The sequence below is a fragment of the Dactylosporangium sucinum genome, assembly GCF_014647515.1.
Classification (GTDB): domain Bacteria; phylum Actinomycetota; class Actinomycetes; order Mycobacteriales; family Micromonosporaceae; genus Dactylosporangium; species Dactylosporangium sucinum.
This window is the reverse complement of record NZ_BMPI01000144.1, coordinates 1-8,265: the sequence shown is the minus strand read 5'-3', so window position 1 is coordinate 8,265 and position 8,265 is coordinate 1. Positions and strand designations below refer to the sequence as shown.

1 protein-coding gene and 1 pseudogene are annotated in these 8,265 nt (G+C 77.0%); both read right to left on the bottom strand.

Annotated features, from left to right (window positions below; translation table 11 throughout):
* Window positions 1-1,721: pseudogene (locus tag IEZ31_RS55150) on the bottom strand (type I polyketide synthase); the annotation flags it as partial.
* Window positions 1,722-1,740: 19 nt separating this feature from the next.
* On the bottom strand, window positions 1,741-8,253 hold the full coding sequence (locus tag IEZ31_RS55145) for a type I polyketide synthase (RefSeq protein ID WP_190258190.1): 6,513 nt from the start codon (window positions 8,251-8,253) through the stop codon (window positions 1,741-1,743).
* Window positions 8,254-8,265 lie beyond the last annotated feature (12 nt).

Below are 8,265 nucleotides of genomic sequence, written 5' to 3'. Positions count from 1 at the left end.
GCCGCGAACACCGGCGACGACGCCAGCAGCTCCGCACCCAGGCCGGCACGCTGCCAACCCTGGCCCGGGAACAGCATCACGACCTTCGGGGCGGCGGCAGCCGCCGGCCCGGGGATCACCGAGCGCAGCCCGGCGACGAGCTGGGCCCGGTCCGAGCCGGTGGCCACGGCGCGGTACGGGAACCGGGAACGCTTCGTGGCCAGGGCGGCGGCGATGTCGCCGGCGGCGTCATCGGCTTGCTCGGCCCAGTCGGCGAGCCGGGCCGCCTGGGCGAGCAGGGCGCGTTCGGTGCGGGCCGACACGATCCAGGCGGTCTCCGCCGGCGCGGCGGGCTCGGCGGCCGGGACTGGGTCGCCCTCCTCGAGGATCACGTGGGCGTTGGTGCCGCTGATGCCGAACGACGACACCCCGGCGCGGCGGGGCCGGTCCCCGGACGCCGGCCACGGGCGGGCCCGCGTCAGCAGCTCGACCCGCCCGGCGGTCCAGTCCACGTGCGGCGACGGCGCGTCGACGTGCAGCGTCCGCGGCATGGTCCGGTGGCGCATCGCCTGGATCATCTTGATGATGCCGGCGACGCCGGCCGCGGCCTGGGTGTGGCCGAGGTTCGACTTGACCGAGCCGAGCCACAGCGGCTCGGTCCGGTGCACGCCGTAGGTGGCGAGCAGGGCGCGGGCCTCGATCGGGTCGCCCAGCCGGGTGCCGGTGCCGTGGCCCTCGACGACGTCGACCTCGGCCGGGGTGAGCCCCGCGTTGGTGAGCGCCTGCAGGATGACCCGCTCCTGCGAGGGCCCGTTGGGGGCGGTCAGGCCGTTGGAGGCGCCGTCCTGGTTGACGGCGCTGCCGCGGACCACGGCGAGGACGCGGTGGCCGTTGCGGCGCGCGTCGGACAGCCGCTCGACGACGAGCATCCCGACGCCCTCGCCCCAGCCGGTACCGTCGGCCGCCGCCGCGTAGGACTTGCAGCGCCCGTCACCGGCGAGGCCGTCCTGGCGGGCGAACTCGTTGAACGCGACCGGCGAGGCCATCACGACCACCCCGCCCGCGAGGGCCAGGCTGCACTCCCCGGCGCGCAGCGCGTTCGCGGCGAGGTGCAGCGCGACCAGCGATGAGGAGCAGGCGGTGTCGACGGTGACCGCCGGGCCGGTGAGGCCGAGGACGTAGGCGATCCGGCCGGACAGGACGCTGCCGGACACGCCGGTGGAGACGTAGCCGGCCATCGCCTCCGGGTTGGCGCCGGCCAGGGCGGTGTAGTCGGGGGCGCTGGCGCCGGCGAACACGCCGACCGGCTCGCCGCGCAGCTGCGCCGGGTCGATGCCGGCCCGCTCGACGGCCTCCCACGCGGCCTCCAGCAGCAGCCGCTGCTGGGGGTCCATGGCGGTCGCCTCGCGGGGGCTGATGCCGAAGAACGCGGCGTCGAACCCGGCGGCGTCGGCGACGAAGCCGCCCTGCGGCCGGGCGTCGCCGAGCAGTTCGGGCACGAGCAGGCCCATGGCCTCCCAGCCGCGGTCGGCGGGCAGCGGCGAGAGGCCCTCCCGGCCGTCCGCGACCAGCTCCCACAGCTCGTCGGGGGTGCCGACGCCGCCGGGGTACCGGCAGCTCATGCCGACGATCGCGACCGGCTCGGGCCGGCCGGACTCCAGCTCGGCCACCCGCCGCCGGGTCTCGGCGAGATCCGCCGTGACCCACTTGAGGTAGTCGACCAGCTCTGCTTCCGTTGCCACGCCGTACCCGCCCTCCCCGCTACTTCGAGCGGCCCAGTTGCTTGTCGATGAAGTCGAAGATCTCGCTGGTGCTGGCGGCCGCGAGGTGCTCGGCCGCGCCGGCGGGCGGCGCGCCGGCCGCCGGGACGGAGCCGGGCACGGCCCCGTGGCCGTTGGACGGGCCGGCGAGCAGTGCCTGGAGCCGGGTGACGACCAGGCCGCGGGCGGCGTCGTCGCCCGCGAGCGCGGCCAGCGCCGCCTCCAGCCGGTCGAGGCCGTCGAGGGCGAGCTCGCGCGGCGAGCGCTCCGGCGGCATGACGGCGGTGTGCAGGTGCGCGGCGACGGCGGCCGGGTCGGGGTAGTCGAAGACGAGGGTCGCCGGCAGCGCCAGCCCGGTCTCCCGGCCGAGGGCGTTGCGCAGCTCCAGCGCGGTCAGCGAGTCGAAGCCGAGGTCGCTGAACGGCTGGTCGGCCGGCACCCCGTCGGCCGAGGCGTGGCCGAGGACGGCGGCGACCCGGCCCCGGACGATGTCGAGCAGGCGCCGGCGCTGCTCGGCGGCGTCGAGCCCGGCGAGCCGGTCGGCGAGCGACGGCCCCTCCGCGGTCGCCGGCGCTTCCCCGGTCGCGGCCCGGACCGCGGCGGCGGCCTCGGGGACGGCGGCGAGCAGCGGCGCCGGCCGGCCCAGCGTGTAGGCCGGGGCGAACACCGACCAGTCGACGTCCGCGACGGTGACGGCGGTCCGGTCCTCGTCGAGGGCGCGGCCGAGCTCGGCGAGCGCGAGGCCCGGGTCGAGCGCGGCCAGGCCCCGGCGGGCCAGATAGTCCCCGGCCGGCCCGTCGGCCATGCCCCCGCCGGCCCACGGGCCCCAGGCGATGGCGGTGGCGGCGAGGCCGCGGCGGCGCCGGTCGGCGGCGAGCCCGTCGAGGAACGCGTTGGCGGCGGCGTAGGCGGCCTGCCCGCCGCTGCCCCACACCCCGGCGATCGAGGAGAACACCACGAACGCATCGAGGGGCCGGTCGCCGAGGGCCCGGTCGAGCGCCCAGGCGCCGGTCACCTTGGCGGCCATCGCCGAGGGCCACGTCGCCGGGTCGGTCTCGGCGAGCGGTTCGACGGTGGCCACGCCGGCGGCGTGGAAGACCGCGGTGAGGCCGGCGCCGGCGGTCTCCACCAGCGCGCGGACCTGGACCGGGTCGGCCATGTCGCAGCGGGCGAAGACGGCTTCGGCGCCGGCCGCGGCGAGGTCCGCGGCGAGCCGGTCGGCGCCGGCGGCGTCGGGGCCCTGGCGGGAGGCGAGGATCAGGCGGGTGGCGCCGCGTTCGGCGGCCCAGCGGGCGACGCGTGCGCCGATCGCGCCGCTGGCCCCGGTGACCAGGACCGTGCCGCCCGGCGTCCATTCCTTGGTGTCCGGCGCCTCGGTGGCCCGGGTGAGGCGGGCGGCGCGGGTGGTGTCCGGCCCGATCATGACCTGGTCCTCGCCGCCGGCCAGGACGGCGGCGAGACGGTCGAGGGCGGTGTCGTCCACCGTGGGCGGCAGGTCGACCAGGCCGCCCCACAGCGCGGGGTGCTCCAGCGCGGCGACCCGGCCGAGGCCCCAGGTCCGCGCGGTCCACGGGTCGGCGTCCAGGCCCTGGGTCGCGCACCACAGCCGGCCGGTCAGCCCATGCTCGGCGGCGGCCCGCACGAGGCGGGCGTTGGCGGCCAGGCCGGGGCTGTCCGGACCGTCGGCGCAGCCGAGCAGCGAGATGACGTGACCGTCCCAGCTCGCCGGCCGTTCCCGGTCGACAGTGACCTGGGCGCCGCGTGCGGCCAGCCCGGCCGCGACCAGCTCGGCGAGCCCGTCCGGCACCCACGGCCCCGTGACGACGCTCCAGCGGCCGGTCAGTGCGCCGGCCGGTGCGGCCGGCTCGACCGGCTCCCAGCGGACCTCGTACCGCCGGCCCGCGGAGGTGTCCGCGACCGGCTTGGCCTCGAACCAGAACCGCTCGTGGTCGAACGCGTACGTCGGCAGCTCCACCGGGGTCCGCTCGGCACCCAGCACCGCGGCCCAGTCGACCTCGACGCCGGCCGCGTGCAGGCCGCCCGCGGCGCTCATCAGCCGGTTCCCGGGCCGCAGGGTCGGCACGACCGTCGCCTCGGCGGCGTTGGCCGCGACCATCGACGTCATCGTCCCGTCCGGGCTCACGTCGACGAACACGTTGACGCCCTCGCCGGTGAACCGCCGCACGGTCTCGCCGAAGCGCACCGCGTCGCGGGCCTGCCGCACCCAGTACTCCGGGTCGGTGACGTCACCCAGCACGTCGATCACCGGCTGGTTCGCCGGGACGCTCGCCACCACCGCACGGAACTCGTCGAGGATCCCGTCGAGGTGGTGGCTGTGGAACGCGTGGGAGACCTTCAGCAGCTTGGCCTTGCGTCCCTCGATGAGCGCGGTCACGGCATCGGCGTCACCGGACACCACCACCGACGTCGGCCCGTTCACCGCCGCCAGACCGACCCGCCCCTCAACGAGGTACGGCCGGATCTCCTCCTCCGACGCCACGACCGACGCCATCAACCCACCGGCCGGAGCGGACGCCATCAGCCGGCCCCGAGCCGCCACGATCCTGCACGCGCCCTCAAGGTCCCAGACACCGGCCAGATACGCGGCCGTCAACTCACCGATCGAGTGCCCGCCCAGCCACTGCGGCCGCAGACCCCAGGCTTCCAACTGCCGGTAGACGGCCACCTGCACGGCGAACAGCCCGATCTGCGCGAACTGCGTCTCGTCGATCCGCTCACCCAGGTCGACGTCCACATAGGACCGGATCTCGTCCAGGGTGGCCGTGTAGACGGGCAGGGCGCCGTACAGCTCCGAGCCCATCCCGACCCGCTGCGAGCCCTGCCCGGAGAACAGCACCGCGACCGGGCCGGACGCGCCGTGGCCCGTCACCGCCAGGTCCCGCAGGCCGGCGACCAGCTGCGCGACGTCCGAGCCGGTGACCGCGGCCCGGTGCGAGAAGCGGGAACGCCGGGTCGCCAGCGCGATCGCCGTGTCGTTGATCCCGTGCTCCGGGTGCCGCTCGGCCCAGTCGGCCAGCCGTGCGGCCTGTGCCCGCAGGGCCCGGGGCGACTTGGCCGAGACGATCCAGGCCGTCGGCGCGTCGGCCGCGGGGTCCGCCGGGCCGGGGGCCGGGTCGCCCTCCTCGATGATGACGTGCGCATTGGTACCGCTGATGCCGAACGAGGAGACCCCGGCCCGGCGGGGACGGCCGTTCGGCCACGCCCGGGGCTCGGTCAGCAGCGCCACGTTCCCGGCCGACCAGTCCACCTCCGGCGACGGCTCGTCGACGTGCAGGGTCGCCGGCATCGTGGCGTGGCGCATGGCGAGGACCATCTTGATGACCCCGGCGACGCCGGCCGCGGCCTGGGTGTGGCCGATGTTCGACTTCACCGACCCGAGCCACAGCGGCTCCTGCCGGTCCTGCCCGTAGGTCGCGAGCAGCGCCTGCGCCTCGATCGGGTCGCCGAGCCGGGTACCGGTACCGTGGCCCTCGACGACGTCCACCTCGGACGGCGACAGACCGGCGTTGGCCAGCGCCTGCAGAATGACCCGTTCCTGCGACGGGCCGTTCGGCGCCGTCAGGCCGTTGGAGGCGCCGTCCTGGTTCACCGCCGAGCCGCGCACCAGGCCCCACACGCGGTGGCCGTTGCGGCGCGCGTCGGAGAGCCGCTCGACGACGAGCATGCCGACGCCCTCGCCCCAGGTGGTACCGTCCGCGGCGCCCGCGAACGACTTGCAGCGCCCGTCGCCGGCCAGGCCGCCCTGCCGGGCGAACTCGGCGAACGCGGCCGGGGTCGCCATCACCGTGACCCCGCCGGCCAGGGCTAGGGTGCATTCGCCGTTGCGCAGCGCCTGCGCGGCCAGGTGCAGCGCCACGAGCGAGGACGAGCAGGCGGTGTCGACGGTCAGCGCGGGCCCGGTGAGCCCTAGGACGTAGGAGACGCGCCCGGACAGGACGCTGCCGGCCATGCCGGTGGCCACGTAGCCGGCCATCGCCTCCGGGTTGGCGCCGGCCAGGGCGGCGTAGTCGGGGCTGCTGGCACCGGCGAAAACGCCGATCGGCTCGCCGCGCAGGGCCGCCGGGTCGAGACCGGCGCGCTCCAGCGCCTCCCACGACGCCTCGAGGACGAGCCGCTGCTGCGGGTCCATGGCCAGGGCCTCGCGCGGGCTGATGCCGAAGAACGCGGCGTCGAACTCGGTGGCGCCGGCGACGAACCCGCCCTCGGGGTGCCCGCCGCCGGTGAACCAGCTCTCCCAGCCGCGGTCGGGCGGGACCGGCCCGATGCCGTCGACACCGTCCGCGACCAGCGTCCAGAGCTCATCGGGGGTGCTGACGCCGCCGGGGTACCGGCAGGCCATGCCCACGATCGCCATCGGCTCGTCGGCGACGGCGGCCGACTGCACGACGACCTGCCGGCGGGTGCCGCCACCGATGCGGCCGTGCAGGAACTCGGCCAGCGCGGCCGGGTTCGGGTGGTCGAACACCGCGGTCGCCGGCAGCGACAGCCCGGTCGCCCGGGCCAGCCCGTTGCGCAGCTCGATGGCGGTCAGCGAGTCGAAGCCCAGCTCGCTGAACGCCTGCTCCGCCGGGACGGCGCCGGCGGAGGCGTGGCCGAGCACGGCGGCGGCCCGGCCGCGGACGAGCTCCAGCAGCGCCTGCCGCCGCCCGGCCTCGTCGAGCCCGGCGAGCTTCGCGGCCAGCCCGCCGTCGCCCTCCGCGGGTCCCGGCCCGGCCGCGGCGCGCAGGGCGGCGGCGGCCTCGGGGACGGCGGTGAGGATGGGCGCGGGCCGGCCGAGTGTGAACGCGGGCGCGAAGACGGCCCAGTCGACGTCGGCCACCACGGCGGTGGTCACGTCCCGGTCCAGCAGGTCGCCGAGCGCGGCCAGCGCGGCGGTGGGGTCGAGGGACCGCAGGCCCCGCTTGGCGAGATACTCGCCGGTCGCTCCGCCGGCCATCCCGCCGCTCTGCCAGGGTCCCCAGGCGATGGCGGTGCCGGCGAGTCCGCGCCGCCGGCGGTCCGCGGCGAGGCCGTCGAGGAAGGCATTGGCGGCGGCGTACGCGGCCTGCCCGCCACTGCCCCACACCCCGGCGATCGAGGAGAACAGCACGAAGGCGTCCAGGGGCCGGTCGCCGAGGACCCGGTCGAGCAGCCGGGCGCCGGTCACCTTGGCGGCCATCGGGCCGGCCCAGTCACGCGGGTCGGCGCCGGCGATGGGAGTCTGCTCCCCCACCCCGGCGAGGTGGAACACGGCGCTGAGGCCGTCACCGGCGAGGTCGACGAGGGCGCGGACCTGCTCGGGGTCGGCGATGTCGCACCGGGCGAACACGGCCTCGGCACCGGCGGCGGCGAGCTCGGCGGCTAGCCGCCCGGCGTTGGCGGCGCCGTCGCCCTGGCGGGACGCGAGCACGACCCGCTCGGCGCCGTCGTTCGCGACCCAGCGGGCGACCCGCTCGCCGAGCGCGCCGCTCGCGCCGGTCACGAGGACGGTGCCCCGCGACGGGCGGTGCCGGGCCGCGGCCGTCGGCCGCATCCGGGTCAGCCGGGCCGCGCGAGCGCCGACGGCGCGGACGGCGACCTGGTCCTCGGTGCCGTCGGCCAGCACCGCGGCCAGCTGGTCGAGGGTCTTGTCCTCGAGGATCTCGTCGTCGACGGCGGGCGGCAGGTCGATCAGGCCGCCCCAGAGCGCCGGGTACTCCAGCGCCGCGACCCGCCCGAGGCCCCAGATCTGCGAGGTCCACGGATCGGCGTCGAGGCCCTGGGTGACGCACCACAGTCGCCCGGTCGGCCCCCGCTCGGCACATGCCTGCACGAGCCGCACAGTGGCGTCGAACGCCTCCGGTGAGCCGGGGGCGCAGGTGAGCAGTGAGAGCACGTGCTCCGCGGCGGCCGGCAGGTCCGTGTCGAGGGTGACCTCGGCGCCGCGCGCGGCCAGCCCGGCCGCGACGGTCTCGGCGAGCCCCGCCGGCACGCCCGGCCCGGTCAGGACGCTCCACCGGCCGGTGACCGCCGACACCGGGCTGAAGGGCTCCCAGCGGACCTCGTACCGCCAGCCGGCCGCCTGTTCCCGCCCGCGCCACCGCGCGAGGGCGGGCAGGATCTCATCGGCCGTGGCGGACTCGTCGACGTCGAGCGTGTCCGCGAACTCGGCGGCGTCACCGCGCTCGACGAGATCCCAGAACGGCCCGTCGGCCTCCCGGTTGGCGGCCGGCGGCGGCAGCAGCACCGGCCAGTACCGCTCGTGCTGGAACGCATAGGTCGGCAGCTCGACGGCCGCCCCCGCGCCGAGGACCGCGGCCCAGTCGAGCTCGACCCCGGCGGTGAACAACTCCGCCGCCGTGTGCACCAGATGCCCGGCCCGCAACGTCGGCACGACGGTGGCGTCCGGCGCGGTCGCGGCGATCATCGAGGTCAGCACCCCGTCGGGGCTGACGTCCACGAACAGCCCGACACCCTCGTCGACGAGCCGCTGAACGTCGTCGGCGAACCGCACCGCGTCCCGCGCCTGCCGCACCCAATACCCAGG